General features: G+C 67.2%; 23 protein-coding genes. 12 read left to right on the plus strand and 11 right to left on the minus strand.

Going from position 1 to position 26,032, the window contains the following annotated elements; translation table 11 throughout:
- Nucleotides 1–71: 71 nt before the first annotated feature.
- The 6 genes from ACFWZ3_RS02800 (at nt 72) to ACFWZ3_RS02825 (ending at nt 5,926) form a co-directional block, all read left to right on the plus strand.
- A complete protein-coding gene (locus ACFWZ3_RS02800; RefSeq protein WP_439706274.1) occupies nt 72–1,451 on the plus strand; it encodes a chloride channel protein in 1,380 nt (459 codons plus the stop codon).
- A gap of 26 nt (nt 1,452–1,477) precedes the next feature.
- Nucleotides 1,478–2,518, plus strand: coding sequence for a dihydroorotase (gene pyrC, locus ACFWZ3_RS02805; RefSeq protein ID WP_439706275.1), 1,041 nt, complete (start codon nt 1,478–1,480; stop codon nt 2,516–2,518).
- A gap of 109 nt (nt 2,519–2,627) precedes the next feature.
- A complete protein-coding gene (locus ACFWZ3_RS02810; protein ID WP_439706276.1) occupies nt 2,628–2,870 on the plus strand; it encodes a hypothetical protein in 243 nt (80 codons plus the stop codon).
- A 465-nt stretch (nt 2,871–3,335) separates the two neighbouring features.
- Nucleotides 3,336–3,683, plus strand: a complete 348-nt coding sequence (locus ACFWZ3_RS02815; protein WP_439706277.1) for a BON domain-containing protein — start codon at nt 3,336–3,338, stop codon at nt 3,681–3,683.
- Nucleotides 3,684–4,169: 486 nt separating this feature from the next.
- Nucleotides 4,170–4,610 carry a DUF2231 domain-containing protein gene (locus ACFWZ3_RS02820; protein WP_439706278.1) on the plus strand — a complete coding sequence of 147 codons (441 nt, stop codon included), beginning with the start codon at nt 4,170–4,172 and terminating at the stop codon, nt 4,608–4,610.
- The gene (locus tag ACFWZ3_RS02825; protein ID WP_439706279.1) at nt 4,607–5,926 is read left to right on the plus strand and encodes a PQQ-dependent sugar dehydrogenase; all 1,320 of its coding nucleotides are present in this window, start codon (nt 4,607–4,609) and stop codon (nt 5,924–5,926) included. The genes ACFWZ3_RS02820 and ACFWZ3_RS02825 overlap by 4 nt, the downstream gene beginning before the upstream one ends.
- Nucleotides 5,927–5,938: 12 nt before the next feature.
- On the opposite strand, the gene ACFWZ3_RS02830 is transcribed toward ACFWZ3_RS02825, so the two are convergent.
- The 5 genes from ACFWZ3_RS02830 to ACFWZ3_RS02850 form a co-directional block, all read right to left on the minus strand.
- On the minus strand, nt 5,939–7,360 hold the full coding sequence (locus ACFWZ3_RS02830; RefSeq protein WP_439706280.1) for a UdgX family uracil-DNA binding protein: 1,422 nt from the start codon (nt 7,358–7,360) through the stop codon (nt 5,939–5,941).
- Entirely contained in the window at nt 7,360–8,580 is a 1,221-nt protein-coding gene (locus ACFWZ3_RS02835; protein ID WP_439706281.1) for a putative DNA modification/repair radical SAM protein, read from the minus strand. Before ACFWZ3_RS02835 ends, ACFWZ3_RS02830 begins: the two co-directional genes overlap by 1 nt.
- Before the next feature lie 206 nt (nt 8,581–8,786).
- Nucleotides 8,787–10,091, minus strand: coding sequence for a M24 family metallopeptidase (locus ACFWZ3_RS02840; protein ID WP_439706282.1), 1,305 nt, complete (start codon nt 10,089–10,091; stop codon nt 8,787–8,789).
- 96 nt (nt 10,092–10,187) lie between these two features.
- The gene (locus ACFWZ3_RS02845) at nt 10,188–10,364 is read right to left on the minus strand and encodes a DUF5996 family protein (RefSeq protein WP_439706283.1); all 177 of its coding nucleotides are present in this window, start codon (nt 10,362–10,364) and stop codon (nt 10,188–10,190) included.
- Between the two features lie 172 nt (nt 10,365–10,536).
- Nucleotides 10,537–11,004, minus strand: a complete 468-nt coding sequence (locus ACFWZ3_RS02850; protein ID WP_439706284.1) for a hypothetical protein — start codon at nt 11,002–11,004, stop codon at nt 10,537–10,539.
- A gap of 319 nt (nt 11,005–11,323) precedes the next feature.
- Between ACFWZ3_RS02850 and ACFWZ3_RS02855 the strand changes: the two genes are divergently transcribed.
- Nucleotides 11,324–11,842 carry a hypothetical protein gene (locus ACFWZ3_RS02855; protein WP_439706285.1) on the plus strand — a complete coding sequence of 173 codons (519 nt, stop codon included), beginning with the start codon at nt 11,324–11,326 and terminating at the stop codon, nt 11,840–11,842.
- A 516-nt stretch (nt 11,843–12,358) separates the two neighbouring features.
- On the opposite strand, the gene ACFWZ3_RS02860 is transcribed toward ACFWZ3_RS02855, so the two are convergent.
- The 3 genes from ACFWZ3_RS02860 to ACFWZ3_RS02870 all read right to left on the minus strand — a co-directional run bounded on the left by ACFWZ3_RS02860 (nt 12,359) and on the right by ACFWZ3_RS02870 (nt 16,097).
- The gene (locus ACFWZ3_RS02860) at nt 12,359–13,438 is read right to left on the minus strand and encodes an alpha/beta hydrolase family protein (protein ID WP_439706286.1); all 1,080 of its coding nucleotides are present in this window, start codon (nt 13,436–13,438) and stop codon (nt 12,359–12,361) included.
- Between the two features lie 314 nt (nt 13,439–13,752).
- The gene (locus tag ACFWZ3_RS02865) at nt 13,753–15,513 is read right to left on the minus strand and encodes a DUF2207 family protein (protein WP_439706287.1); all 1,761 of its coding nucleotides are present in this window, start codon (nt 15,511–15,513) and stop codon (nt 13,753–13,755) included.
- A gap of 32 nt (nt 15,514–15,545) precedes the next feature.
- Nucleotides 15,546–16,097 carry a LemA family protein gene (locus ACFWZ3_RS02870; protein ID WP_439706288.1) on the minus strand — a complete coding sequence of 184 codons (552 nt, stop codon included), beginning with the start codon at nt 16,095–16,097 and terminating at the stop codon, nt 15,546–15,548.
- Nucleotides 16,098–16,490: 393 nt separating this feature from the next.
- Between ACFWZ3_RS02870 and ACFWZ3_RS02875 the strand changes: the two genes are divergently transcribed.
- The 5 genes from ACFWZ3_RS02875 (at nt 16,491) to ACFWZ3_RS02895 (ending at nt 23,966) form a co-directional block, all read left to right on the plus strand.
- The gene (locus ACFWZ3_RS02875; RefSeq protein ID WP_439706289.1) at nt 16,491–19,118 is read left to right on the plus strand and encodes a hypothetical protein; all 2,628 of its coding nucleotides are present in this window, start codon (nt 16,491–16,493) and stop codon (nt 19,116–19,118) included.
- A 341-nt stretch (nt 19,119–19,459) separates the two neighbouring features.
- Nucleotides 19,460–19,627, plus strand: a complete 168-nt coding sequence (locus tag ACFWZ3_RS02880) for a hypothetical protein (RefSeq protein ID WP_439706290.1) — start codon at nt 19,460–19,462, stop codon at nt 19,625–19,627.
- Between the two features lie 76 nt (nt 19,628–19,703).
- Entirely contained in the window at nt 19,704–21,269 is a 1,566-nt protein-coding gene (locus ACFWZ3_RS02885; RefSeq protein WP_439706291.1) for an asparagine synthase-related protein, read from the plus strand.
- A gap of 392 nt (nt 21,270–21,661) precedes the next feature.
- Nucleotides 21,662–23,422: a phosphoethanolamine transferase gene (locus tag ACFWZ3_RS02890; protein ID WP_439706292.1), complete on the plus strand. Its 1,761-nt coding sequence runs from the start codon at nt 21,662–21,664 to the stop codon at nt 23,420–23,422.
- Between the two features lie 139 nt (nt 23,423–23,561).
- A complete protein-coding gene (locus ACFWZ3_RS02895) occupies nt 23,562–23,966 on the plus strand; it encodes a hypothetical protein (protein ID WP_439706293.1) in 405 nt (134 codons plus the stop codon).
- A 287-nt stretch (nt 23,967–24,253) separates the two neighbouring features.
- Here the strand turns inward: ACFWZ3_RS02895 and ACFWZ3_RS02900 are convergent, their stop codons facing one another.
- The 3 genes from ACFWZ3_RS02900 to ACFWZ3_RS02910 all read right to left on the minus strand — a co-directional run bounded on the left by ACFWZ3_RS02900 (nt 24,254) and on the right by ACFWZ3_RS02910 (nt 25,937).
- Nucleotides 24,254–24,490: a hypothetical protein gene (locus tag ACFWZ3_RS02900; protein ID WP_439706294.1), complete on the minus strand. Its 237-nt coding sequence runs from the start codon at nt 24,488–24,490 to the stop codon at nt 24,254–24,256.
- 125 nt (nt 24,491–24,615) lie between these two features.
- On the minus strand, nt 24,616–24,969 hold the full coding sequence (locus tag ACFWZ3_RS02905; protein WP_439706295.1) for a glycosyltransferase: 354 nt from the start codon (nt 24,967–24,969) through the stop codon (nt 24,616–24,618).
- The gene (locus ACFWZ3_RS02910) at nt 24,966–25,937 is read right to left on the minus strand and encodes a glycosyltransferase (RefSeq protein WP_439706296.1); all 972 of its coding nucleotides are present in this window, start codon (nt 25,935–25,937) and stop codon (nt 24,966–24,968) included. The genes ACFWZ3_RS02905 and ACFWZ3_RS02910 overlap by 4 nt, the downstream gene beginning before the upstream one ends.
- Nucleotides 25,938–26,032 lie beyond the last annotated feature (95 nt).

Genomic DNA, 26,032 nt, shown 5'->3' on the forward strand with positions numbered 1-26,032 from the left:
CGCCGGGCACGCCGCCCGGCTGTGCAAGCTACGATGCTATCCTGAGCGGCTTCCGCGTCTCCCTCAGGCCCATGCGCCAGTCCTATCTGACCGAACCCCTGGTGATGCTGGCGACGGTGCTGCAATGGCTCGCGCTGGCCACCCTGGCCGGCGCGCTGGTCGGCACCGGCTGCAGCGCATTCCTGCGCATCCTGTTCGCCACCTCCGACCACATCTACGCTGCGCCGCTGTGGGTGCAGATGGCGGTATTGCCGATCGGTGGCCTGGCCAACGGCCTGCTGCTGCAGTACGGCAAGCGCCTCAACCGGACGGGCCTGAAGGACTCGGTGATCATCGCCGTCAACGACCAGCACGGTGCATTGCCGTGGAAGACGCTGTGGGTCAAACCGGTCGCCACGTTGATCACGCTCGGCTGCGGTGGCTCGGCGGGCAAGGAAGGACCCTGCTCGCACCTGGGCGGGAGCATTGCCTCGGGCCTGGGCGAACTGCTCGGGCTGAACTCCGAGCTGCGCCGGCGCATGGTCGCCTGCGGCGTCAGCGCCGGCTTCGCCAGCGTGTTCGGCACGCCGATCGCCGGCGCCCTCTACGGCGTGGAGATGCTGGCGATCGGTCGCATCCGCCACAACTTCCTGTTCCCGGCGATCGTCGCCAGCGTGACCTCCTACGAGGTCAGCCGCTTCTGGGGCGTGCCCTATCCGCGCATCGACGTTTCCTTCGTGGGTGACTTCACCGAGCTGCTGTTCTTGAAGACGGTGGCAATCGGCATCCTGTGCGGCGCGGTAGCCTGGGTATTCATCGAGCTGCTGCACGGGTCGCGCCGGTTGTTCACCCGGCTGCGCGATCGCCTGCACATCCCGCCGCCGCTGATGCCCGCCATCGGCGGCGTGGTGCTGGCCCTGCTGATCCTGGTGATCCCCTACGACTACATGGGCCTGAGCCTGCCGCTGATGGACCGCGCGCTGCAGGGCGAGCCGATGCCCTACCTCGGCTTCCTGTGGAAGGCGCTGCTGGTCGCGGTCACGCTGGGTTCGGGCTTCTACGGCGGCCTGATCACCGAGCAGTTCGTGATGGGCGCGGTGGTTGGCGGCGCCTTCGCCCACCTGTTTTCCCTGCAGCCCGCGCTGGGCGCGGCGGTGGGTCTGGTGGCGGTGGTGGCGGCCGCTTCCAACACGCCGATCGCCGCCATCCTGATGGGCGTGGAGCTGCTCGGTGGCGACAGCACGCTCTACGTCGCCGGGGCCTGCATCGCGGCCTATCTGATCGTCGGCCACCGCAGCGTGTATCCCGAGCAGCAGATCGCCGGCACCAAGAGCTCGTGGATGACCGCCCGCGCCGATGTGCTGGTGAGCGAGGAAAAGGTACGGCTCTCGCGTGAAGTGGTGCGTTGGTGGCAGGACCGCCGCGCGGGCGCGCCGCCCGCGCCGACCGACCCGCCGGACGACAAGCTCTGAGACGGCAACCGGCTAGACTCTTGCGAATGAGCACGACCCACCTCACCCTGATCCGTCCCGACGACTGGCACCTGCATCTGCGCGACGGCGCCATGCTGGCCGCCGTGTTGCCGCATACCGCACGCTGCTTTGCGCGCGCCATCGTGATGCCGAATCTGAAGCCGCCGGTGACCACGGTGGCGCTGGCCCGCGCCTACCGCGAGCGCATCCTGGCCGCGCTGCCGGCCGGCATGGCGTTCGAACCGCTGATGACGCTCTATCTCACCGAGGCCACCACGCCAGAGGACATCGCCGAGGCCAGCGCCAGCGGCTTCGTTCACGCGGTCAAGTATTACCCGGCCGGCGCGACCACCAACGCCGCCAGCGGCGTCACCGATCTGCGCCGTTGCTACCCGGTGTTCGAGGCGATGCAGAAGCACAAGCTGCCCCTGCTGATGCATGGCGAGGTCACTGACCCCACCGTGGATGTGTTCGATCGCGAGCCGGTATTCGTTGAGCGCCACCTGACCACGCTGCTGCGCGATTTCCCGGCGCTGCGCATGGTGCTCGAACACATCACCACGAGCGAGGCGGCCCAGTTCGTGCGCGAGGCGCCCGCGCACGTCGGCGCCACGATCACGCCGCAGCACCTGCTGATGAACCGCAACGCGATCTTCGCCGGCGGCCTGCGCCCGCACAGCTATTGCCTGCCGGTACTCAAGCGCGAGAGCCATCGCCAGGCGCTGGTCGCGGTGGCCACCAGCGGCGATCCGAGTTTCTTCCTGGGCACCGACAGTGCCCCGCACCCGCGCCACGCCAAGGAGAGCAGCTGCGGCTGCGCCGGCATCTACTCCGCGCATGCCGCCATCGAGCTGTACGCCGAGGCCTTCGATGAGGCCGACGCGCTGGACAAGCTGGAAGCCTTCGCCAGCTTCCACGGCCCGGACTTCTACGGCCTGCCGCGCAATTCCTCGACCATCACGCTGCGCAAGGAGCCCTGGGTGGTGCCGGAGGAGATGGATTTCGGCGGCACGCCCGGCGTGCCGATGCGGGCGGGCGAAACCATCGGCTGGCGCTTGCAGAGCTAGGCTTCCCGAGCCCGCGCCGACACGGGCGGCCCACCGGACGGGCGTTGCTGCATCCATCGCCCCATCGGCCGCGTAAACCCACGACTGTCGCATCTCGTGCAAAGCCGCCATGCGGAACCTGGTCCAGATCGTCTATGTCAGCCGTTCGACCTTCACGCCCATGCCGCCGGAGCGCGGGATCGAACCGCGTGGCGCGCATCCTGGCGCAGTCGCGGATCAACAACGCCCGGGGGGCCTGGTCGGCGCGCTGTACTTTGGCGACGGCTGTTTCTTCCAGTGCCTGGAAGCCCCGCGGCGGCGGCGGACAGCCTCTGTGCCGCGCTATTGCGCGACCCGCGCCACACCGACCTGAGGGTAATGGGCCGGCGTGCCATCGAGCACACGACTTCAGCGCGTGGTCGATGAAATACGTCCCGCTGGACGCGCCGATGCAGTCGCTGCTGCGGCAGTTGGCCCTGCCACGGTTCGACCCCTACCGTTTCGACGAGGCCACGGTTGCGCGGGTGCTGGACATGCTTCGCAACGCGGGCGGATTGGCCGATCCCGGCCAACCGGCGACGTCCCGATGGACGGCCGGTCGTGCCGCCCGGGCCACGGGCTTGCTGGCAGTCGCGCGGGTAGCGGTCGCTGCGGCGTGGGCAGCCGCCGGGAACGACCGTACGGGACCGGGCACATCGCTGCCGGCACGGACAAGCTGCGCAGGGCCACCGACACGCGCGTTCTGCTCACCCACGCTTGCCAGCGAGTTCACCCCTCGCCTGCCAACGTGGCGTTGAGCCCGCTCTGCGGGCCGTTGACCCGAGCCAAGGAGACGTCCATGAAAGCCGATTCCCTTTCCCGTATGCCGCGTTCCGCCCTGCTGGGCCTGGCACTGGCGGTGGGTGCCGCCACGATGGCGACCGGCTGCGCTAGTGTCGACCAGGGTGTGGCGGGCTCGACCGAGCCGGTGAACGACACTTGGATCACCACCAAGGTCAAGACCGACATCGCCACCCTGAAGGACGTCGACGCCACCGACATCAGCGTCGAAACCAACAATGGCGTGGTGACTCTGAGCGGCAGCGTCGATTCGGCCGAGAAGCGCGACCGCGTGGTGACGGCCGTGCGCAACGTCGAGGGCGTCAAGGATGTCGACACCTCGCGTCTGAACATCACCGGCCAGTAAACAGGCCACTTCGTACCACGCTCTGCATGCATTTGGCCTCGCGCGCCGCTGTGCGACGCGCGAGTCACCTTGCGGTTGGCTGCTCCGCTGCGCAGACCGGTGGCTCGCACACTGCGCCCGGTCGCCGTGCTCATTCGCCTGCAGGAACGCGTCGGCGCAGTCGTTCCGGCGCACCCACGGCGCACGGCGATACGCTCGGCTCTGGCACTCCCGGACCCGGGCGGCAAGGTGCCGGTTCCGACCCGGCGGGGCACGGGCGCATGGTTCGCCGGCAGAGGAGGCTGGCTGGCGTTGCGGCGACCCGATCCGCGGAACCACGCGGGTGGCCCTGATCCAGGGCCCTGCCGAGCGGACCGGCCCGTTCGCCCTCTGACGCCCAACCCGCCTCACGTCCGCTTCCCGTGCACTGCACGCTGCGGCACCTAGGCTCGCGCGACAACCTGATCCACGTGCAGCCGGCCGCGCGACCGGAGGAGAGCCGATCCCATGAGTTACGTTGCTCCGCTACGGGGGGCCCCTGTCGCGAACGCCGTCTACGACGTGCTGAACCCGATTCCCTACGGCTGCTTCGTCGCCACGCTGATCTTCGACATCCTGTACGCGAGCACCGCCGCGATCCTGTGGGTGCATGCAGCCGCCTGGCTGGTGACCATCGGCCTGCTGTTCGCGATCATTCCGCGGCTGGTGAACCTCGTGCAGGTGTGGATTACCGGCCGTCGCGTCGCCGTGCGGGCGGACAAGCTGGATTTCTGGCTCAACCTGCTGGCGATCGTGCTCGCCATCTTCAATGCCTTCGTCCACTCGCGCGACGCCTACGCGGTGGTGCCCGCGAATGTATGGCTGTCGGCCTTCACCGTCCTGCTGCTGGTCATCGCCCAGGTGGTCAGGGCGCTGGCCCCGTATCGCAGCGGGAGGGTCCTGCCATGAACAAATGCCTGTGCATGAGCGTTCTCGCGCTGGCATCCGCCGGGCTGCTGGCCGGCTGCGGCAACAAGGCCGACTACACCATGGCCGAACAGTCCGGCACCGGCAAACCGCCCTTGCCCGAGCCGCGCAACTTCCTGCTGCCGCCGATGAAGGTGCCCGACGGCGTGGGCTGGAAGGACGGCCAGACGCCCAAGGTGGCCCAAGGCCTGGCCATTGCCAGAATCGCCAGCGGCCTGATGCACCCGCGCCAGCTCTATACCTTGCCCAATGGCGACGTGCTGGTGGTGGAGGCGAACAGCCCCGGCACCGAGGAAGTGAGCACGCCCAAGCAACTGATCGCCGGCAAGATCAAGAACGGCTCGGGCAAGGGCGGCAAGGGCGGCAACCGGATCACCCTGTTGCGGCCCACCGGCGGCCCCGGCGAATGGGAAAAGCACGTCTTCATCGAGCACCTGAACTCGCCCTTCGGCGTGCAGCTGATCGGCAACACGCTGTACGTGGCCAATACCGACGACATCGTGACCTTCCCCTACACACCGGGCGAAACCCACGTCGACGCGCCAGCCAAGTGGTTCACCGACCTGCCCGACACCATCAACCACCACTGGACCAAGGCGCTGCTCGCCAGCCCGGACGGGCGCAAGCTCTACGTCGGCGTGGGCTCCAACAGCAACATCACCGAGAACGGCCTGGCGGTGGAGTACCGTCGCGCCACCGTTCTGGAGGTCGACGCGGCCACCGGCGCCAGCCGCATCTATGCCTCGGGCCTGCGCAACCCGACCGGGCTGCAGTGGGAACCGCAGACCGGCGCGCTGTGGGCGATCGTCAACGAGCGCGACGAGATCGGCGCCGACCTCGTACCCGACTACCTCACCTCGGTACGCGATGGCGGCTTCTACGGCTGGCCCTACAGCTACTGGGGCCAGCATGTGGACCGGCGCGTGCAGCCGCAAAAGCCGGAGCTGGTGGCCAAGGCGATCGTGCCCGACTACGGCCTAGGCTCCCACGTCGCGCCGCTGGGGCTGCTGATGACGCAGACCAACGCGCTGCCCGCGCAGTACCACAACGGCGCCTTCATCAGCGAGCACGGCAGCTGGGACCGCCGCCCGCTGAGCGGCTACCGCGTCACCTTCGTCGCCTTCCCGCAGGGCCATCCGGTCGGCAAGCCGCAACCGGTCGTGACCGGCTTCCATTCGCCGGACGAGTCGCAACTGTACGGCGCGCCGGTCGGACTGGCGCAGGACCACCAGGGCGCCCTGCTGATCGCGGATGACGTCGGCAACGTGGTGTGGCGGGTGACGCCGGCGTCGCGTTGAGGACGCTGCAGCTCAGGCATCCAGCGCCCGGCGCAGCACCGCGAGGTCGCGCACGAAGGCGGGCCACGCGACCTCCCGCTCGCCGGGGGTGAGGCGCAGCAGGTAGGAAGGGTGGACGGTCGCCAGCGCCTGCGTGCCATCGCCGAGCGCATGCCAGCGGCCGCGCGCCTCCTGCAGCCGGACGTCCTTGCCGAGGATCGCCTGCGCCGCCATCGCACCGAGGCAGACGATCCAGCCCGGCCGCACGCGGAGCAGTTCGGCCTCCAGCCAGCGGCGGCAGGCCGCCTGCTCGGCGGCATTCGCGCGCGCGTGCAGGCGCCGCTTGCCGCGCGATTCGAACTTGAAGTGCTTGACGGTGTTGGTGACGTACATCGCGCGGCGGTCGAGCCCGAGTTCCTTCAGCGCGCGGTCGAGCAGCTGCCCGGACGGCCCCACGAACGGCCGCCCGGCAAGGTCCTCCTGGTCGCCCGGCTGCTCGCCGAGCAGCATCACGCGCGCATCCGCCGGCCCTTCGCCGAAGACCGTCTGGGTCGCCGGCTGCCACAGCGGGCAGGCGCGGCAGGCGGCCGCTTCGGCACGGATCGTCTCCAGCCCGCCCGTCGCCGCCACCGGGCGCACGGCCGGCGCCGGATACGTCTTGCGCGGCACGGTGGGCGGCGCCTGCACCATCGCCTCCATGCGCGCGCTGGCGTCGCGGATCAGGCCCGGGATCAGGGTCGCTTCCGGCAGGTTCTTCCAGTAGCGCACGGGCATCTCCTTGACCATCGCGTCGACCTTCAGGCGCGCGGGATTGAAGATGTTGGCGAAGTACGTGCGCCAGAGGTCTTCCAGTGCATCGGCGCCGGGCGCGTCCGCCCGGCTGGCACCGCCGCCGAGCGTCAGCGCCTGGCCGTCCCAGTGCGCGCTGCGGGTGGGGGTGAGGATCGACCAGCGCATGCCGGCAAAGCGCCGCACGAAGAACGGCGCCACCTGGGGCAGCACGTCGTGCTCCGGCTCGAACCACGCGATGAACACGTTGCCCTGCGCCTCCTGCACCTCGCGGAAGCGCACGAACGCCTTCATCTTGTGCTTTTCGCGGCTCACCGCCTTCGCCGCGCGCAGAGCCCAGGCGACGTCGTCGTCGGTGACGATACGCAGCAACGCCCGCTCGCCGTGCGCAAGGCGCCACAGCAGCCGGTACAGCACGGCGTGCCGGCGCGCGTCGGCATGCGCCAGCACCCGCGTGGCGAGCACGAGGAATTCCCGCGGCACGCTGCCGGCCACGCCGGCGGGCATTGCCGCCGCTGGCGCGCCCGTATCGGCAGGCAGCAGGCCCGCCTGGCCGCCGACCTGCCACGCCACCTGCTCGGGCGGCACGCCCCCGGCCAGCAGCGCGCGCGCCCGGCTGCGCCATTCGGCCAGGTCGGCGCCGTCGGCCAGTTGCACCAGGCGCATCAGTGGCCGAACAGGTCGGCCTGCCGCGGCGGTTCGCTCGCGGTGGCGCGCAAGGCGCTGGTCTCGCCCTCGGCACGGGGGCGATGGTCGAGCGTGGCGACGAACGGTGCCACCTTGCGCATCGGCACGCGCAGCTTGACCAGGTCGTCGTAGCGCACGCGCCGGTGGCGGCGCATCGCCAGCAGTTTCTTCACCGTGGTGACGCCCAGCCCCGGTACCCGCAGCAGCGTCTCGCGCGGCGCGGTGTTGAGGTCGACCGGGAACTGCTCGCGGTGGCGCAGTGCCCAGGCGAGCTTCGGGTCGATGTCCAGGTCGAGCATGCCGCTGGCATCCGGCGGTGCGATCTCGGCCACGTCGAACCCGTAGAAGCGCATCAGCCAGTCGGCCTGGTAGAGCCGGTGCTCGCGCACCAGCGGCGGCGGCCGCAGCGGCAGCGCCCTGGAAGCATCCGGGATCGGGCTGAAGGCGGAGAAGTACACGCGCTTGAGCCGGTAGTTGGAATACAGGTTGCCGCTGGTGGTCAGCACATCGCGGTCGCTTGCGTCGTCCGCGCCGACGATCATCTGCGTGCTCTGCCCGGCCGGCGCGAACCGCGGCGCCTTCTTCTCGGCCTTCGCCTCCTCGATGTTCAGGCGCATCCGGCCCATCGCCCGGCGGATGTCGCGCTGGTCCTTCTCCGGCGCGAGCGCCTTGAGGCCGCCCTCGGTCGGCATCTCGACATTGATGCTGAGGCGGTCGGCCCAGCGCCCGGCGGCGGCGAGCAGCTCGGGCGAGGCGTCGGGAATCGTCTTCAGGTGGATGTAGCCGCCGAAACGCTCGTCCTGGCGCAGGCGGCGGGCGACCTCCACCAGCATCTCCATGGTGTAGTCGCTCGAGCGGATGATGCCCGAGGAAAGGAACAGGCCCTCGATGTAGTTGCGGCGGTAGAAGTCCATCGTCAGCTGAACCACCTCCTCCACCGTGAAGCGCGCGCGCCGCACGTTGGAACTGCGCCGGTTGATGCAGTAGGCACAGTCGTAGACGCAGAAGTTGGTGAGCAGGATCTTCAGCAGGGAGATGCAGCGCCCGTCCGGTGCATACGCGTGGCAGATGCCCATGCCCTCGTTCGAGCCGATGCCGCCGCTGGCCCGCGCATCGCGCTTCTGCCCGCCGCTGGACGAGCACGAGGCGTCGTACTTGGCCGCGTCGGCCAGCAGGGCAAGTTTTTCGCTGAGCTTCATCGGCTGATTATCCTGCCCACCGCCGTCTCACCACGTGAGAACCGGGAGGGCCGGATGCCGCAGGTGCGTGCGGTATTCAGGGGCCGTTCCCACGCACCTGCCGGCCGTTCCCGGAAGGCGGCACCGTGCCGCGCACACACGTGGCATGCGCGGCGTCGATCCGCACCCGGAGTGCGGCCGCCACCGCGCTTTCCAGCGCGTCGTGCTCAGCCGAACGGCTGTTCGATGGACGGGCTTTGCGGCGTGAACCAGCGCGCGCCATCGGCGGTGGCGTGCATGTCGTCTTCCAGCCGCACGCCGAACTCGCCGGGAATGTAGATGCCCGGCTCGTCGCTGAAGGTCATGCCGGTCTCGATGCGGCGCGTGTTCCCCTGCACGAGGTAGTACCACTCGTGCATGTCCATGCCGATGCCGTGGCCGAGCCGGTGCGAAAAATAGGTGTAGCCGGGTCCGTAGCCGGCGTCCACGATCACCTTGCGCGCCGCGGCATCGACCGACTCCATCGTCGCCCCCGGATGCGCGGCGGCGAGCGCCGCCTGCTGCGCCTTGCGCACGATGTCGAACACCCGCTTCATCTTGTCGCTGGCCTTGCCCAGCGTGAAAGTGCGGGTGAGGTCGCTCATGTAGCCCTCCACGTAGCAGCCGTCATCGAGCATCACCGGCGTGCCCTCGCGGATCACCTGCGGCTCGCGCGAACCATGCGGTTGCGCGGTGTAGCTGCCCACGTTGATGCTGGCATCCCCGCGCAGGCCCATGCGCGCGTAGCCGGCTTCCACCCAGGAGGCGATGTGCTGCTGGGTCATGCCCGGCTCCAGCCCCTGCCAGATCGCCTTGTACAGGGTCAGCGTGGCATCGCACGCCACCTGCATCAGCGCCAGTTCCGCCGGACTCTTGATCGCCCGGCAGCCGGCGGTGACCGGCGTGGCCGGCACCAGCCGGACCTGCGGCATGGCCTGCGCCAGGCCGTTGGAGCGGAAGAACGGTACCTTGTCCTCGATGCCCAGCACGCCCGTGCCGATGTGTTTCTCGCGCATCACCTGCGCCACGAGGGCATAGGGGCTTTCGTTCTCCTGCCAGGTGCGCACGTCGTGGCCGAAGCGGATCTGCTCCAGCGCGCGGCTGCGTTCGAACGCGGGCACCACGTACACCGGGTCGCCCGAGCGCGGCAGCAGCATTCCCATCAGGCGTTCGCTGGTCCACCAGCGCATGCCGGTGAAGTAGTCCAGCGTGGTGCCGCCATCGAGGTAGATCGCGTCCACCCCCGACTTCTCCATGAGCTCCTGCGCCTTTGCCAGTCGGCCGCGGCGCTCGTCGTCCGTGATGGGCACGATCCGCGACGTGACCGGCTTCAGGGCCAGGATCGACGGCGGCAGCTTGATGGCGCCGGTTTCCGCTTCCGACGCGGCCGCTCCGGTACCCAGCATCGCTACCGGCAACGTCGCGACACCTAGCGCCGAGGTCTGCAGGAAGCGGCGGCGGCCGGGGTGCATCACGTCGTCACGGCGGTTCATGGGCGCGTCCTCATTCGGGGCAAGACGCCTAATTCAACACGATGGCCGGCGGCATGCCACTGGCGAAGGGCATGGCGCCGCGTTCCCGAGCCGCGATCAGCGCCGCTCAAGCCCGGCCAGATCCCAGCGTCCGAGCTTCGCGGCCTGTTGCCAGGTGCTCTGCATGAACGCGCGCACGGCTTCATACGGCAGGATGAATTCGCTCAGCGAAGGGTCGAAGTAAGCCGCCTCCGGTTGTACCGCCGCCTGGTCCAGGCCACCCGGTTGTGGCACTGCATAGACAGCGACACCGAAAAGAGCGCTCCGGACAAGCCCGCGCCAGCCCAAAGCTGGACCTTGACACCCCGCCGACAATCACGCAGCAAGCGGCGCCTTGGCGCACCCAAAAGCCCACGGATCGTCGTTGAAACCGCATATCCGTCCGACCGTGGGCTCGCGGGCAGGCTTACTCGGCCTGGAGCTTGCCTCGCTCATAGTCGATCAGCAGCTGGTTGGCCAAGCCATAGTCTTTGGTGGCCAATGCACCCTGCAGCATGTCCGCGATCGACTCGGCACTTTTGCCATCCAGGACTTCATGCTTGACCAGCCGCCCACTGTAGGCGGCGGCAATGACTGTCGCCTGATCGGCCGGAACCCCCAGGCGCTGCCATTCCTTGGCCAGCTCATCGCGAACCTTGAGTACCGATTGGGGCCTGAACCAGGCGTTGCTCAGGGGTCGTGCTTCCAACCGGCGCTTGTTGAGGTCGACGTCCAGCGCATTGCGGTCCCGAACCTGCTGCGGGGTCGGGCGGAACGTCGTGTCGCGATGGTCGTTTTGTTGCTGCGAGGGATTAGGTGCATCCTGCCCCTGGGCATACGCCCCCGTGGCCATCGCGCACAACAGTGCGGTGCAAACAAGCCGTGAATAAGTCATCAAACGTCCTCCGTGAAGTAGTAACGCGCTCTGCCCAGCGGCTGCAAAGCGCTACCGGGCTCAAGGCATTGTGCCTCCAGCCTCGATCGATCCTACTTTGATTCCGCTCTCATCGGCGTCTTTTCTCTGCATGGGCGGGCAGCTACCTACGCGGGAAGGGGCAATGACTCGCAAGCAAATCGTCAATGGCGCAAGGCATCCAAGGGAAGTAGCATCGGCCAGGCCAGGCCAGGCCAGGCCAGGCCAGGCCAGACCAGGCCTTTTGGCGGCAATTCATCCCGCGCTGATGGCGCAAGAGCTAGCTCACGGAGGATCGGACATGCTTGCGAAAAAAATCACCTGCGTTTTTGCCTTTGGCCTGCTCGCGGCCGGATTGCACGCCGAAGGACTGGGCAGCCCTGACCCCACGGGTTCGCCGGGGCCACAACAAAGCAACGGTGATGCAAGCAGTTCCCTGCGCCGCGGTCTGAATCGCAGCGACCTGAACAGCATGCGCTACCGCGACGCGACGGGAAAATGGAGCAGCCGCACGACCGAGTTGTCAAACCAGGGGATCGCTTCGGTTCCCAAAATGAGAGAGCAGTTGGCGAAGGAGTGGCAGAGCCTGGGTGTTCCGGCTGAACAAGCCAAGATTATTGCCTCGGCCTACCGCGGATCCAATGGAAGGTTAACTCAGACCGAATTACTGAAAGGGAAGAGCGCGAGCGAAGCCGCGGTGATGATGCAGTCGGCGCTTGCGTCCAAGGATTACCGCCAAGCGAACCAACTGCTGATCGAGTACGAACGCAACAAGCTCAACCTGGAGCAGGTTGACGCATCTCAACCCGGGCCTCGATAACCAGGAAACCGTTCTGGCCGTTGCCATCGCGACAGGATGGCAACGGCCACCGGCTACCTGGCGCCTCGTGAGCACGACTGCCAGATGGTGGCCGTTGTCACGCTTGGCTGTCAGCGCATTTTGGAACTTTCCTTGGTTTCAACGCGAACAAGGTGCGACGTTGGCCTGGGAGCACCCACCACTCCGCAAAACATGAGCGGCAACGGCCGAAGGACTGGCCCTGGTAATCGGCTGGATCCGTACCGTTGTAGGGCTAGTCGAATCCGGCAGGAGACGGTGGGGTCGATCTTGCAGATCACGCCACCAAGGCGCGTTTGTCCGCTTCAGACCTACTGTGCTTGCACACCTCTGTCCTGATGGACAACCACGCGCAACTTCTGCCCCGCTCGAGGTTGGTGCTGTCCCGCCGCTGGTGCAGAACTCGGGCGCAGCTACGTCACCAGTTCAACGCACGCGACCGGCATACCTAGCCACGGTAAGCATTGGCATCAGACACTCGACCACCGGAGAGGCACCTCAGCGCATAGCCGGATTGCTTGCTCCGTCAGGATCCCCACGCGCCGCGTCTTTGGCCATGGCCGCGCGGAACCAGCGCACGACCTCCTCGATGGCCTCCTTCCGATGATGGCTGAGGAAATGGTCATCGCCCGGATAGACGATCAGCCTGTTCGGCCGCTTGAGCTGGTCGAGCCTCTGGTGCAGGCGCGTCCCGTTGGCCACGCTGACGCGTTCGTCCTTGTCGCCGTGCAGAAGCAGCACCGGCATATCCGCAGGCAAGTTCTCCGCCCAGACCAGCACCGAGCGCTCCGCCAGCACGCGGGTCTTGTCGGCGGGATACCCGGGAATGCGTTCCAGATACACCTGCTCCATCTCGGGCCGGAACTGGAGCTCGCGCTCAAGGTCGGACACGCCTGAAATGACCGCTACGGCCTTGATGTCGCGCGTTTGCCGCGCGGCCATGAAGGTCATCATTCCGCCGCGGCTGACGCCAAGCATGAAGATCTCGTGCGGATCCGCTTTCGGAAGCTGGCGGGCCAGATCGATGAGCCGGGTTACGTCGCGAACATCGTCGCCACCGAATTGGTCCGTGCCGAAGCGCCTAGGGTCAGTCTCTCGCATGCCGCGGTACTGACTGGCGAGCACGATGAAACCGTTTTCGGCGTAGGGGAACACGTTAGTCAGCAGCAACGGGAACTCGAGCGCGCCGAAGCTGCCGTTCCCGCCGCGGTTGTAGATCAGCACCGGATACTTCGAACCGGGCTTGCCCTTGGGCACCACCATCCAGCCGTAAATGGTCAGGCCATCGCTTTCATAGGTGATGGCACTGCACTCCAGTTGCTGCTGGCCGCGCTCGAAATCCTCCCGTGGAAACAGGAACGGCAACAGCAGCATCTTGGGCTTCCACCAGGCGTTGCGCGCCTTGATCCGGTCCATCCAGGCGTCGTAGGTCGGCCAAGGCGCAAAGCAATCGGTCTGGCTCAGGAAGGGCGCCGGATCGGCGATATGCCTGACCGCCACAGCCGGAGCTTCGCTCTGCCGGGAACAACCGCAGAGGACGACGAGCAACAACGCACACGCCGCGAACAGAGCCTTCATCTTCCCTTCCTTGTGCAAACGATGGCTGCGCGATAGTAGGGCGCGCCTCGCGCACTCGTATGGCCCATTAGTCCCGCAATGGCCGTGAGCCATGGCGAGTATGGGCTGGCGAAAACGTGCAGCGCCGCTGATCCCTCAGAACCGTCGCGTGCGGAGTCGGCTTTTCCCCATGATCGGCTTGAAGTCACCTCTCCCGCCGCGGATCGCGATGATCGATGCGAGAGCACGCCACCCGCTGACAGGTCAGGAAGTGCGCAGGACGCACCGAGGGACGCGCTAGCGCCAGTGCCACGTAGCTGGAAGCACCGGCGGCATCACGCTTGCGTCGAGCGAGACTTCGACATGGCCCGGGCGAAGGCCAGCAGATCAACGGCCGCCTCGGTGTGACCCGCGCGCCGCTGGCTGAGTTCGGTCACGAAGCCCTGCTCTCCAGCCTGTTGCAGCGTGCCAGCGAATCGCCGGTTCCACGCCACCTCGACGTCGAGCGCCATGGCGTAAGGCAGGAGACTGGCTTGCAGTTCCGGATGCAGCGACGGCTTGTAGCGCGCATCCATGTCCTGCTGCTCGGCGGTGGCCAGGTACCAGCGGAAGCCGCGCAACTTGCGCAGAAGCTCCGTGTCCCTTGGTGGCAGGCGCGGCAGCCACCAGCCAGCGAAGATCTGTGCCGCCAGCAACACCGCCATCCACACGCCGTTGGCCGGATCGACCCCGGTGGCCCAGGCGGCTGCGCAGATCGCTACCGCAACGCCGGCCTGCAGGCGGATGGCCCGCAGCAAACCATGGGGGACGAACCGGACCAGGGTGACCACCGCGATACCGGCCACGGCCACCGAGGCGATCAGCTGCGCGGCAAGCTGCAACGGATCGCGGCCGCCGAAATACAGGAACCCCAACGCAGCCATCACGACCAGCCATCCGGGCAGCAGCAGTGTGTCGGGGCTCGCCGTCCGCTCGCGTGAACAGCGTTGCTCCAGTACGGCGCGGAAGCGGGATTCCACCAGGTCCAGGCCGTCAGCGTTCTGGCGGGTGAAGGCGACGGACGGGGCGAGCGTGAAGAGCGAGGAGCGCAGGATGTGCTCGTCCATGGTCAGGCCGGGGTGCACCTCATCGCCCGCGCGGGTCGCCACGTAGCTGCCATCCGCTTCCCGGCTGATGCACAGCCCGCCCTTGGCGGCGATGCCGAGGATGCCGGCAGCCAGGCACTTGTCGTCATAGGCCTGGTGCCACAGCAGGCGCAGTGCCGCCGCAGAATAGCCGCCTGGCGGGCCATATTCCGCAATCACTGCCTTGCGTTGCGCACTTCCGGTAAAGAGGAACTTGACGGCGAGGTAGTACGCCACCAGCAGCGCCAGCCAGACGCGTCCATCGAACACCCATCGCGGCGGCGCGGCCATTCCCGGCGTCTTGGAGGCATTGCCGGGAACCGCCGCGGCGCCACCATGCGGGTAGGTGACGGCCACGGACAGGGTCTGTCCAGCGCCGAGCCCCGACGGCCAGTACAGCGACACCTCGTCGCCCCGCACCCGGTTCTCCTCCCAGTGCGAGCCGAGATCCGTGGTGCCAAGCCGAAACCATGCCCGCGTTCGCTGTGGCGCAGTGCCATCGGGCAGCAGCACCTTCACCTGGGCATCGCGCAGCTCCAGCGGATTGCTGCGGGACGCTACCGGCCAGTCCAAGCGGTCGCCGTCGCCGTAGTGGACCACGGCGTGGCCGAGGCGATAGACCAGCGTGTATTCGCGCGTCCCTTCGGCACCGGTCGAGCCTGTGCTGATGCGCACGCCACCGGCGTGATCATCGACCTGCGTCTCTACGGGCTCACCATTCTGGGTAGCTTCGAGCACGGTCACGTCGCTGGCCGACCAGTTGCGGTTGCCGAGCGCGAGATCCCGATGGAACGGCAGCGGCGCCGCGCGGCCGACGCGCGTGGTCTCGGTCACGGTGATCGAATCGTCATCGTTGACCTGGATCGAGGCATCCCGACTGATGATGTCCGGCTTGCCGTTGTCCTGGCCCGCGTACTGCGCGTGGACGCCGGTAGCGACCAACGCCAGCCACGCGAGAAGCAGGACGCGCACGCGCGTACATCGCGCAAGGCTGCCGGCAAGCCTCAAGCGGGGTCCCTGAACCTGACCTCGACGTTGGCCCGGGCATCGGCGTCGGCCGTGAAGAACTCGGCGGGTTTGAAGGCGAGCGGCGCGGCGATCATCAGCGTAGGAAAGGTTTGCAGCGCCGTGTTGTACTCGCGCACCGAGCCGTTGTAGAAGCGCCGCGCGTGTTGCAGGTTGCCCTCAACCTCAGCCAGTTCGTCCGAGAACTGGCTGAAGTTCCGGCTGGCCTTGAGTTCCGGATAGGCCTCGCCCAGCGCGAGCAACCGCCCCAGGTGCTGGCCGAGTGCGTCCTCTGGCGCACCGCGCTGTGCCGGCGTTCCGCCGCGCATCGCCGCGCCGCGCTCGGCGGCGATGCGCTCCAGCAGTTGCCGCTCGTGGTCGGCGTAACCCTTGACCGATTCAACCAGCCCGGGAACCAGGTCGTGCCGGCGCTGCAATTGCACGTCGACATCGCTCCAGGCGTTGCGGACCTGGTTGCGCAGCCGCACCAGCCGATTGAACAGCCAGACCGCGCCGACGGCGAGCAGCAGGCCCGTTGCATAGAAAATCAAATGAGTCTCCCCTCATGCCCGATTCGCGGGCGCTGCAGTCCGGCGGCAGCGCCGGCCGGTGTCCCCAATGTCCTTGTGCGGCCGCCCACCCGCGGCGCCCGGCCATTCTGGCGACAGCAACCGTCGGGTTCAACCGCCATGCCGCAAGCACTCGCCTCGAAGCGGGTCGGCGATAAACCGGATCCAGAAGGCGGCGCGTCAGAACCGCTTCTTCTCCGCGACAGACCGATACGCTTCCTCCTGACTTGCACGTCCAGACGGCGGTGGCTCGGTATAGCCGCGTCCATCTCTGGGTGACTCTACTGCCCCGATAAAGTCACTGCTCCATCCGACATCGCGCCGCTTGGTCGTGCATGCTAAGGACCTCCATCCTCGACTCCGTAAGGACACGTCATGTCGACCCCGCGCCTTTTGCTGGCCTGCGTCGCGCTGCTCTGGCTGAGCTGCGCCAGCGCCAGCCCCCATGACGACCAGGCCACCGACCGCGCCTTCGACGCGCTGCTGTCGATGCCGCAGGCCCAGCCGCCGGACAACCAATGGGATGTAGAGGCGCCACAGGGGTTCCGCGGTGATAACGAGGACGACCTGATCGAATGGCTTGCGCAGCAGCGCGATGAAGGCGCGGATCTGGACGCCTACCGCCATTACGGAACCTTGCTGCAGCACGCGGTCCGCTCACGGATGCCCAAGGTCGTGCGCTGGCTGCTGGCACAGGGCGTCGATCCTGCGTTGCAATTGGAGGGAGGCGGTGACGACGCGTTGGACCTGGCGGTCCAGAGCGGGCAATGGCCGATGGTAAAAGCGCTGCTGGACACGCCTTCATTTCGGCGGCAGCCACCCCAACAGCTGATCGCGCGCTACCTTCCGGACGCACCGGACGCTCTTCCGGAGATGGTCCGGCACGGGTTTGCGATGCCCGCGGGCGACACCGCGCGCTGCCTGCTACAGGATGCGCTGGCGCGCGGCCGATTCGAACTCGCGCTGCAACTTCCGGCTAGCCGTCCGTTGGCGAACAGCGGCGAAACCGCCACCACCCAGCCGCCATGGTGCAGCTCACGCCCGCTGGTGCCCGGCCGGTCCATCGCGCAGGATTTCGCCAAGCTGCCTGCGTCACTGCTGGAGAAGCTCGACGCGAAACTGGCCGAGCCCTTGCTGCCCTACCTGCTTCCGACGCTCAAGACCGCACGGGACGTGCAGGCACTGTTCGCCCTTCCCCTGCGCCAGTCGAGTATCAATCCACAGCGGCTGGCCGCCTGGGCCACGCAGATCGACCCGGACGGCACGCGCATGCCTTTCGCCGTACGCGAGGCGCTGGCCCGCCGATTGCCGAGCGGAATGCTCGCCTCGATGATGTCCGATGGACAGGTGCTAAACACCTGGTTGAGCCAGGCCGCCCAAACCAGTGCCGACGACTTCGCCCGCGCCCTCGACCAGGTTCCTGCCGCTGCGTTGGCCGCTCACCCGGCGATCGCGGCCCGCGCCATCTATGGAATGCCAGGCGACGCCCGGGAATGGGCCTTGCTCCTGGCTCGGCCCGAGCTGAAGTTGGGCGGCGCGGACGTTCCACGCTTGCTGTTCGCCGTTCCATCGCAACTTTGGCCGCAGTTGTTCGCCCACGGCTACCGCGTTGACGGCCCGCATGCGGGAGCGTCGCCGTGGGGCTCTCCGGACGAAGCCATCCAGTGGCTGCGGTCGGCGAACACCCAGTCCATCAGGCAACACTGGCCTCTGCTGGCCCTGCAGGATCCCAGCTTGGTCGACCGGTCCATTCAGGGCCTGCTGTACCCCTGCCTGTCCGAAGACCGCTTGAGCGACATCCGTGCCTTGCTGCAGCTTGGTGCCCGGGTGCAGGCGCGACCTTTCCCCACGCCCCGTGCGGGTTGCACCCAGCCGGAGGTCTATTCCCGATTGCTCGCACTCGGGGTGATCACCCGGCCAGCCGCCGATGCACCGGCGCGTTTCGTGTATGAACCAATGCCGTGCCGCTTCGACGCCAACGACAATTGGCTCAAGACACTGACGACCCGCTCCGTGGGGCGCGACAACTATGACGATACCGCCGTGACGTCGATCCAGCCCCTCGACTATCCGGGCGAAGACTCGTGCGCGCTGCTAGTGGCTGGGGGCATGGGCACCCAGGAAGTGTTCATCGACAACGGGAGCTTTTTTGATGGTCCGCAGCCTCCGCAAATGCCATGCGGCGACCCGTCGCCTCGCCTTGAACAGGTCTGGCAGCTTCGCGATGGACACCTGCAAACAAGCGACGTGACGGCGCAAACGGACGGTCTGGTGCCCCTGCGCGACCGCACCGACGGACGACGCTACTACCTTGCACACGCCTTCTCCGGTGGTGGCCGATGCAGCGCCTGGGGCAGGACCTTGCTGCTGACCTGGAGTACCCGCCCCCCGTACCGCCTGTTGGAGGTCGACCCCACATCTCCCGCGGCCATCGCACTACGGACACAATGCGGGGATAAATGCTTCGACACCCCGGGCTATGGCGGCGAGCCGGATGCGCCCGCGCCGGGCCGGCTGCCGCCGGATGCACCACGCCATACCCAAGCGTTCATCGACCACTTCTTCGTGAGCCAGCGCACCGATTGGATCCAGGCCAGCCTGGCTCTGGACAAGGCTCGCCTGCACGAGCTCGAAGCTGCAGGCGCACCGGCCTACTGGGTGCTGGCGGGGATCGACGCGGTTACTCGCTCGAAGCTGCCGCAAGCGGAACGGCGCCGGCGGACGGCGTGGATATTCCGGGACAGGACACGCCTGCGCGATGCCATCGCCAACGCCGATTATGAGCAGACTCGGGACACGGTGTTCGGGCTCGGCAGCTGGCTGCCGCGCGAGGACTGGCACCCGTTGCTCGATGCGCTCATCCAGGTCACGAATCCGGACGACCCGAATGATTCTTTGCTGCAGCGTCTTGCGGATGATGCGCAAGCCCAAGGCAAATTACGTCTCGCCTGCCGCCTCCTGCATGCTCGCAGCAAGCCCTGCACGACCACGCCCGCCCCATGAGCGTGGACATCGGTCCGTCGAGGCAGGCCCGATGCCAACGATCGCGGTCGTTATCCCGAACCGCGGTTGTCATGTCTGACCTGCCCGGCGTGCACTGATCGCTATCGGCTGTGCACCTTCCGTGTCCACACTGGCAATACTCGCGGTCAAGACCCGCCCGCGACGAGCGCGGAAACACTCGACCGCTCGAAAAGTAACCACGGGACTCTGCGCCGTAGTTTCATCTGACCAAATCTAGGCGCGCTGCCAGGAAGGTGAACTCGGACACGTGATTCGCATCACTGCTTTCTGTAGGGTTGGAGGGCCATCGGTGTGATGGCCTGCAAGCAACCGGAGCATGTATGGATAAGCATGAAGACAAGATTGAAATCCGCCGGGACGAATTCAACCCGTATGGGATTCAGATCGATGCGCCAATGCAGAAGGACGCGGCCGTGAAGACCCGGGAGATGAAGCCCTGGGGCTTCCCGCAGGATGCCCGCTGGTACTGGAATGGGTTGGACGGCTGATTGGGATTCACCTCCTTACGCCTGACAGACCCAATGACGCCGCCGCATGGCGGCGTCATCATTTAAGGACTCTTCGATGCTCAAGGCTGAGATTGCGCTGTCCGACCTGGCGCACACCCCGACGTCATGCCCGGACGCCGCCATCGTTTTCGGGGCGAGCCGGATCGAACCCTATCGGCACGCTCTGCTTGAAACGCTGCTGGTAGTGACTGACGGGCAATGGTTCGTGGTGGTCCGCGAGCGCCTGAAACAAAAGAGCGCTCCACGCGGAAGCGGCAGCCAGCGCGTTGATTTCCACCGCTTCGCCGAGCTCCACCGCGAATGTCTGATGTGGCCACTGGACTACGTCATGATCGAAGTCGCGCAAGCCGGCTGCCGCCTGAAGTTGAGAGCCGGGGCCCTGGGGTGCGCGCCGGTCTATTGCCGTACCACAAGTGATCGTCTGAGCGTTTCCTGGGACTTTGCAGATTTTCTCGCGCGGCCACTGATGCCGGATCTGGAGTTGGCCGCTCGCTATCTGGGCCTCGGCTCGACCTATTCGGCACAACATTTGTGCGCGGGCATCACGGTGCTGACCGAGCGCGCCACGCTCTACGTAGAGCCTGGGCAAGCACGCTACCAGTACCCCAACCCAGCGGAAAGCAGGCTTGTATCACCCGGTGGTGCAAGCGGCACGCTGGAGGAATTCGAAGAAATTCTGTGCCGTACGATCGATGCTCGCCCGCTGTCCGGCGACATGATTGCAATCGAACTGAGCGGCGGCCTGGATTCGGCCACCGTCGCCGCAGCCGCCACCCAGCTCTACGGGCCCGTCGCCAGCAAGGGCATTCTTGTTGACGGCGATCAGCGCCAGGCCCAGCGCGACCGTCGGGACAAAATAGGCCGTCTGCTAGGGCTGGAAGACGAGACCGTAGATATCGACGCATATCCACCGTCACTCGATTTGCGATCGAGAGCGCGTGCCGAATATCCCAATGCGGAGCTCTATCTCGAGGCGTTCGATTTCCTGTGGTCGCGAGCGCACGCACAAGGCAGGAAGACGCTATTCACCGGCGTCGGAGGGGATGAACTGTATCCGCGCTATCGCGATGAAGGTGGCGACGCCAGAAGCCCATCCAGTCTTGTCGCCAACGCAAGACACCGTGCAGAAGCCATCCTCACGCCGCCTGCCCTGGAGGCCGCGCGGACCGTGCGCGGGATGGACGCACCGACAAGCCCTGTGCCCGTATCTGCCCTGGTCGCGAGCCTTTGCCAGGCGCCCCACCTTCTGCGGCATGGCCTGTGGCCCGTCAACCCCTTGAGCCATCCTCGCCTGGTCGAGTTTTGCCATGGCTTGCCGCCGGACAAGCGACACGGACGCGAAATGTCGAGGCAGTACCTGCACGGCCGTCTGGGCGGTGAGGTCTTCCGAAAGGACTATATAAAGGAAACCTTCGCCGGCGTGCTTCCCAGACTGATCTCCCAGCAGCACCAGAGTCTGGTCGCTCAATTGTCGGAATGTGCGCTGGCCGACCTTGGCCTGGTTGACCGGCGTGCCGCTCTCGCGCTTCTGGATGAAGTGGCAACGACTCGTGCCGATGCGCCGGCTGCACCGCTGATCGCCTTTCTCTGGCTGGAGCGATTTGTTCGACAGCTCTCATGAACAAATGCACAAACAGGGTCGCGTCCTGACGGGCGGACGCGTCTTTGGCGACGGCGGCCGGAGACCTGTCGCTCAGGTCGGCAGCCGTGCTCGATACGATCCAAGCGTTGAGCTTGCGCCCGTGCTCGCTTGCCCGTTTACACACCCTCGCCCCGCTTTTCACTTTGCATGGCCGGGCCCTGCGCCAAGCTTCGCTGCCATAGGAGCCCGGCCCTGCCCTCCACCGTCGGCACGCCAGCCAGGCTCTTCCCTGCAGCCTACGGCCAGTCTTGGGCTGCGACCAACCGGCGCCTCCCTCAGGCATGCACACCGCACCGGCTTTCCGGTAACGCCTGTCGCCGCCTCGATCGCTCGCCTTCTGGTCCGCACGCTTCCCTACGGCGGAGATGATGATGCGCGGGACGGATGACCGGCTCGGGATAACGCCGCGACGCATCGCGCTCGGTTCGATCGTCCTGCTCGCCACGATACTGATGGTTCCCGACGTGGCGTTCGTGGTGGCCAGCCCGCACGCCAGCAAGTTGTCCTGGGTTGCCGCCCAGCTCGTCCTGCCGGCGATGCTGCTGCTGGCGTACTTTGCGGTGCTGGGGCGCTGGCCCCGGCTGGCGTGTCTGCTGATGGTGCCGCTCGCCGTGCTGGCGCCGACGGCGACCTTCTACATCCTCGACTATCGGACGCCCATCACCGAAGCAGTGCTCGGCACGTTGCTCGCGACCAACTTGGCCGAAGCTACCGACTTTCTGGGACCGGGCTTGTGGATGCTGGTGGCCTTGTCCCTGGCCGCGGGGGCGCTCGCGGTCATCGCCGCCCGGCTCTGCGCCCGCGCCAGGCTGCAGTTGATCGCCTCGCGGCGCGTGCATGGCATGGTGGTTGCCCTGGCCGCGGTACCGGTGTTCGCTTTCCTCTGCACGCAGGCCGTGGCCCAGCGCCCCGCGGGCGTCGGCATTGCGGCTGGCGAAGGGCTTGGCTCGCACATGATCCGGGCGGTGCGGGACAGCTATCCCTTTGGTATTCCGCTCACGCTCGCTCTGTGGTGGAAGGATCAAGCCCGCCTGCAGGCGGCGATGCGCAGGACGCAGGGCTTCCGCTTCCACGCCGTCCACGCCGCCCGGACAGGCCAACGGCAGATCTACGTTCTGGTGATCGGCGAAAGCAGCCGCCGCAACCACTGGCAATTGTTCGGCTACGGCCGGTCGACCAACCCGGAACTGTCGCACACCGATGACCTCGTTCCGATCACCGACATGATTTCGCCGTGGCCGACGACGATTGGCGCCGTACCGGCCATGCTGACCCGCAAGCCGGCGACGTTGGGGCTGTTCCATCCGTTTACCGAGCGATCGGTCGTGACCCTGATGCGCGAGGCGGGCTTCGATACCTGGTGGCTGTCCAACCAGAGCCCGACCGGCGCGTGGAACTCGCCCATTACCGCCTATGCGGATGAGGCGCAGCACCTGCAGTGGCTGAACCTGCAACGGTATGACGGCAGCCTGCCCGAAGGGCTCGCCCAGGTGGTGCGCCAGTCGCGCGGCGACCTGTTCGTCGTGCTGCACATGATCGGAAGCCACGGCAGCTACGACCTGCGCTACCCGCCAGCCTTCAAGACCTTCACGCCCACCTTGCGCGACGGCGGTCCATCCGCGACCCGCTACCGCCGCGTCACCAACAGCTACGACAACACCATCGTCTATACCGACCACGTGCTGGCCCGCACGATCGCCGAGCTCAGACAGACCGGCGCGATCGCAGCCCTGTGGTACCAGTCCGACCACGGCGAAACCCTGCCGACGGCCACCTGCCGCATGACCGAACATGGGCACGGCTACCGCTACGAGTTCCCGGTACCGGCGCTGTTCTGGTACTCCGATGCCTACGCGCAGGCGTTCCCCGAAAAGCTGGCTGCACTACGCGCGAACGCTGGCGATCGCGCCAGCAGCGCCGACACCTTCGCCACGCTGGCGGACATGGCGGGTGTCGAGTTTGCCGGGCAGGACAGCTCGCGAAGCCTTTTCAGCACGACCTGGCACTACCGGCCGCGGATCGTCCATCCGGTATGGCAGGCGAGGCATGGGTGGGTCGACTACGACCGCGCCGAACTTGGCGATGGGTGTGAACTTGTGCGGCCAAAGCCGAAAACAACCAACCCCGGATGAGCGCTGGAGGGCGGCTCTCCCATAAAGGCCCGCAGCGGATCGATTCCTGGCCTGATATGGGCCGCTTCGCAAAAAATGCGGCAACGCTTATCGTTTTGATCCGGCTGCGCGCTGCGGCGCCAGCGACAAGGAGCACACCATGACCACCACCGTCCAACGCGACGCCAGTCGCGCGCCACCCCCGCGTGTTCCACCGGTCTGGATCGCGGGCATGCGCTATGCCCAGGTTCCTGGCGACCTCGAAACGGACGGCCAGGTCGGAGGCATCCTTGCAGCCTACGACGCGTCCAATCGCCAGATGTGGCGGCTGAAGGTCTACGAAAATGCACGCCGCCCCGAGCGGGAGGGCGATGTGCAGGACGTATGGTTCCGCTCACTGCGCGTCGAACGCGGCAAGCTCCTGATCGAGAACGAGCGCGGCGAACGGTTCGCGGTGGACCCCGCGACCGGACGCGTCTGCGGATGTCCGGCGCCAGCTCCTGAGCCCAAGTCCGACATCGACCCGATCTCCGGCCAGCCCCGCATCCGGCGGCCGGGGGCGTAAAAGGCGGTCGACAAGGGGACGGTTCGTTTTTCGGTCACATGTGGGAAGCGCCCGTTCACGCTTCATACGGCCAAGCCCGGATCGCCCTCCATCACCGCCTTCCGCAGCAATGCCGGCCGCTATTGTCCAGGTCGATCTGCAGCACGTTGCTTGTCACGGCCGGCCCTTTGAAGCGAGCGAGGTTCGCCGCTCGTATGCTCCGGGACGCGTGAAGCGCGAAGAACTGAATCGTTACGGGCTATTCCGCGCGACGGCTTGCGCGCGGGCTGTGCTCGGCCGGCAGTGGGTCAATCATCATCGGGGCCGCGATGCGTCACCAGGCGCTCGTAGGCGGGAAGGTTCGTCTGGCCTTGTGTCACGCTCGCGTAAGCCTCTTCGAGTTCGTGGGCGAGCGACTCGTAATCGACCAGCCGGAGCTCTTCGGCCGGCGTGATCGCATCGTCCGGCAAGCTCATCAGGCGGGTGATCTCGCGGTCGACCGCCTGGATGATCAGGACCAGCGACCGCGCGCTGATGTCTGGCATAGGCAAAGTCTCCATCATTGAAAGTGGTCGGGATCCATTCGCGCCAGGTCGGCCGCCGCTGGCGTCTTCGGCACGGATCACGCTTGCCGGCCTGGGGCCGGGCGTCAATCGACCGCGCCCCATAGTCACCTGGCGGCCCGCCCGAGCAGGGACAGGATCGCCTCGGCGGCGACGCGGGCGCCCTCCTCCTGCGCCACCTGGCTGCCGACGCGCGCTGCCGCCTGCCGGTAGCCTGGCTGGTCCATCAGGGCCCGCAGGGCAGCGGCAACATTCGCGCTGCGCCAGGCGCGTCGTGACACCGCCCGACCGACGCCGAGCCGCACCACCCGCGCCGCGTTGTCCGGCTGGTCGACCAGATAAGGCGTGACCAGTTGCGGGCGACCGGCGCGCAGCGCCTGGGCGGTGGTGCCGATGCCGCCGTGGTGGACGTTGATGGCCGCCTGCGGGAACAGCGTCGAGTACGGGGCGTAGCCAGTCACGGGATCGTCGCTGTGGCATGCGACGACCAGCGCCGGGCCTGTTCCTCGTCGAGTACCAGCACGGCACGCACGCCAAGCCGGTCGATCGCGGCGAGGCTCTCGCGCACGAAGTCATCCGCATCGTGCACCGCCGAGGTCCCCTGCGTGAAGACCACCGGCGGTGCGCCGCCGTCCAGGAACGCCTGCAGGGCGGGCGACAACCTGGACGCGCCGCCATGCTCGCTGTCGTAGAAGGCAAAGCCGGCGATCGTGGTATGTGGCGGGTGCTCCGGCCGCGGCGGTTCCAGCAGCGGCGAGTACAGGCCGAACGCGCCGATGCCGGTGAACTGGCCCTCGAACAGGGGGTGCGCCGTCGCCGGCGGCAGGCCGACCTCACGACGGAAGGCATCGATCGGCCGCGCCCATCGCCGCGCGATGCGGCGACCCAGTGCCAGGAACGCGCGCGTCCATACAGGCCCCTGGCGATAGATCCAGCGCGAGAAGCGCGGCATCTCGGCGATCACCGGCGGGTCGGATGCCGAAGCAAAGAGCATCGGCTGCAGCACGATGCCTACCCGCGGCAGGCCAAGCTTTTCGGCGGCCAGCTGTGCGCCATAGGCAACCGAATGGGTGACCACCAGGTCGGCGCCGCGCATGGCCACCATGGCGTCGTCGTAGGCGTCCCGCAACGCCGGCAGGAGGATGCGCTGCAGCAGAAACTGCGGGCGCGAGGCCACCGCGCGGGCCAGTTGTCGAGGCGTCAATGCCAACCGGTTGGCCACGGCCTCGATGTCCGGTCGCATCGGATGGAACCCGATACCCTCGGCCTCGACCTTCGCGCGAAACACCTCGCCGGCGGCCAGCACCGGGGCCGCGCCACGCTCGCGCAAGGCCAGCGCCAACGCGAGAAACGGATGGAGATCGCCGTAAGTGCCGAACGTCGCCAGCACGATGCGCGGCCGATGCGGGTGGGGAGCGTGCAACTGCATGGATCGCCTCTGCGGGCCTGGCCACGCCTCGGCCGGAACCCGGAAGCGTGGCACGGAAGGACCCGCCACGCGCTACACGCACCGCTCATTCCCCG

Origin of the sequence: Frateuria sp. GZRR35 (assembly GCF_051900415.1) — a bacterium.
Classification (GTDB): Bacteria; Pseudomonadota; Gammaproteobacteria; order Xanthomonadales; family Rhodanobacteraceae; genus Frateuria_A.

Excerpts from the sequence above, each read along its gene's own strand:
- ACFWZ3_RS02890 (WP_439706292.1), top strand. The coding sequence starts at position 21,662 with ATGCGCGGGACGGATGACCGGCTCGGGATAACGCCGCGACGCATCGCG.
- ACFWZ3_RS02800 (WP_439706274.1), top strand. The coding sequence starts at position 72 with ATGCGCCAGTCCTATCTGACCGAACCCCTGGTGATGCTGGCGACGGTG.
- ACFWZ3_RS02840 (WP_439706282.1), bottom strand. The coding sequence starts at position 10,091 with ATGAACCGCCGTGACGACGTGATGCACCCCGGCCGCCGCCGCTTCCTG.
- ACFWZ3_RS02810 (WP_439706276.1), top strand. The coding sequence starts at position 2,628 with ATGCGGAACCTGGTCCAGATCGTCTATGTCAGCCGTTCGACCTTCACG.
- ACFWZ3_RS02855 (WP_439706285.1), top strand. The coding sequence starts at position 11,324 with ATGCTTGCGAAAAAAATCACCTGCGTTTTTGCCTTTGGCCTGCTCGCG.
- ACFWZ3_RS02900 (WP_439706294.1), bottom strand. The coding sequence starts at position 24,490 with ATGCCAGACATCAGCGCGCGGTCGCTGGTCCTGATCATCCAGGCGGTC.
- ACFWZ3_RS02880 (WP_439706290.1), top strand. The coding sequence starts at position 19,460 with ATGGATAAGCATGAAGACAAGATTGAAATCCGCCGGGACGAATTCAAC.
- pyrC (WP_439706275.1), top strand. The coding sequence starts at position 1,478 with ATGAGCACGACCCACCTCACCCTGATCCGTCCCGACGACTGGCACCTG.
- ACFWZ3_RS02820 (WP_439706278.1), top strand. The coding sequence starts at position 4,170 with ATGAGTTACGTTGCTCCGCTACGGGGGGCCCCTGTCGCGAACGCCGTC.
- ACFWZ3_RS02850 (WP_439706284.1), bottom strand. The coding sequence starts at position 11,004 with ATGACTTATTCACGGCTTGTTTGCACCGCACTGTTGTGCGCGATGGCC.
- ACFWZ3_RS02875 (WP_439706289.1), top strand. The coding sequence starts at position 16,491 with ATGTCGACCCCGCGCCTTTTGCTGGCCTGCGTCGCGCTGCTCTGGCTG.
- ACFWZ3_RS02860 (WP_439706286.1), bottom strand. The coding sequence starts at position 13,438 with ATGAAGGCTCTGTTCGCGGCGTGTGCGTTGTTGCTCGTCGTCCTCTGC.
- ACFWZ3_RS02830 (WP_439706280.1), bottom strand. The coding sequence starts at position 7,360 with ATGCGCCTGGTGCAACTGGCCGACGGCGCCGACCTGGCCGAATGGCGC.
- ACFWZ3_RS02885 (WP_439706291.1), top strand. The coding sequence starts at position 19,704 with ATGCTCAAGGCTGAGATTGCGCTGTCCGACCTGGCGCACACCCCGACG.
- ACFWZ3_RS02835 (WP_439706281.1), bottom strand. The coding sequence starts at position 8,580 with ATGAAGCTCAGCGAAAAACTTGCCCTGCTGGCCGACGCGGCCAAGTAC.
- ACFWZ3_RS02815 (WP_439706277.1), top strand. The coding sequence starts at position 3,336 with ATGAAAGCCGATTCCCTTTCCCGTATGCCGCGTTCCGCCCTGCTGGGC.
- ACFWZ3_RS02910 (WP_439706296.1), bottom strand. The coding sequence starts at position 25,937 with ATGCAGTTGCACGCTCCCCACCCGCATCGGCCGCGCATCGTGCTGGCG.
- ACFWZ3_RS02895 (WP_439706293.1), top strand. The coding sequence starts at position 23,562 with ATGACCACCACCGTCCAACGCGACGCCAGTCGCGCGCCACCCCCGCGT.
- ACFWZ3_RS02825 (WP_439706279.1), top strand. The coding sequence starts at position 4,607 with ATGAACAAATGCCTGTGCATGAGCGTTCTCGCGCTGGCATCCGCCGGG.